The organism is Paraclostridium sp., from assembly GCF_051657365.1.
In the GTDB taxonomy this organism is placed as follows: Bacteria; Bacillota; Clostridia; order Peptostreptococcales; family Peptostreptococcaceae; genus Paraclostridium.
In genome coordinates, this window is the sequence record NZ_JBOFKN010000005.1 from 1 (window position 1) to 1,001 (window position 1,001).

Below are 1,001 nucleotides of genomic sequence, written 5' to 3' on the forward strand. Positions count from 1 at the left end.
CACAGCGCGATGCAATCGAGTTTTTTGAATCGGATTGGCCAGAGCATTCACCCGGTCAAAAATTGCAGTCCTCTGGTCGCACAATCAAGCTCTCAGGCGTTCGTCATCGCGATGCTGGGATGGTGAGTTACTGGATAACGTATGAGCAATGAACTTGATCAGCTCTCCACTGACTTACGCAAAATCATCAGTGAGCAGAACCGGCACCTGCGGGATGCAGTGAACGAGTCGGCAGATGATATTCGGCAAAAAGGCGTTCAGCGCATTGCTGAAACCATCAATCTTCCACGTAACTACATCCAAGAAAGGCTATATGTTTCACGCCGCGCAACCCAGCGCACGCTGGAAGCGGCAATTTATGGTTGGAACAGGCCGGTTCTGCTGGCGCGATATGATGCGAAACAAAAATACACCACGGGCAAAACGGTACCGCTAAAAAATGCCGGTGTAGGTGTGCGCGTAAAAACATCAGGTCCAGAGAAGCATATGCGAAGCGCTTTCTTGCTGGTGTTGAAAAATGGGGCGCTGGGCTTAGCTACACGAGAAGGAAGAGGCCGCGATGATTATCGCGTGCGGCACGGCCCATCCGTGGGGCAATTATGGAGCGCATATATCAGTGACAATGATGATGCGCTGGATGATGTTGCACAACGCTTTTTGGAAAAGTTAGCAACTTATGACTAATCAACCAAGCTGTAAAGCCGTATCGGTGATGGATGCGTTGATGCTTCGGTTACGCACGGAATACCCAAATGCAACCGTGGAATCAGGATGGCCACAGATGTGGCTACGCCGCAACAGCATACCCATGCCACTGATTACTGTCGCACCGCTTACTGATAAGACGGTGGTAAAAGGCAAGGCTTCCAACTCAGATTGCACTTGGGATATCCGGCTGGTGATTGCGCCAGAAACGGATGCTGCGATCGAAATCCTCAATCTTACATCTGGCGTTCGAAAAGCGTTGTTTAACGCAGAAGAGCGCATGCACACGCTAGGTG

General features: G+C 50.6%; 2 protein-coding genes. Both read left to right on the forward strand.

Going from position 1 to position 1,001, the window contains the following annotated elements:
• Positions 1–141 precede the first annotated feature (141 nt).
• Positions 142–684: a phage tail protein gene (locus tag ACRCYC_RS00135; RefSeq protein ID WP_438617168.1), complete on the forward strand. Its 543-nt coding sequence runs from the start codon at positions 142–144 to the stop codon at positions 682–684.
• Positions 677–1,001: hypothetical protein (locus ACRCYC_RS00140; RefSeq protein ID WP_438617169.1), on the forward strand; the 325-nt coding region annotated here is incomplete at its 3' end. The genes ACRCYC_RS00135 and ACRCYC_RS00140, both read left to right, overlap by 8 nt.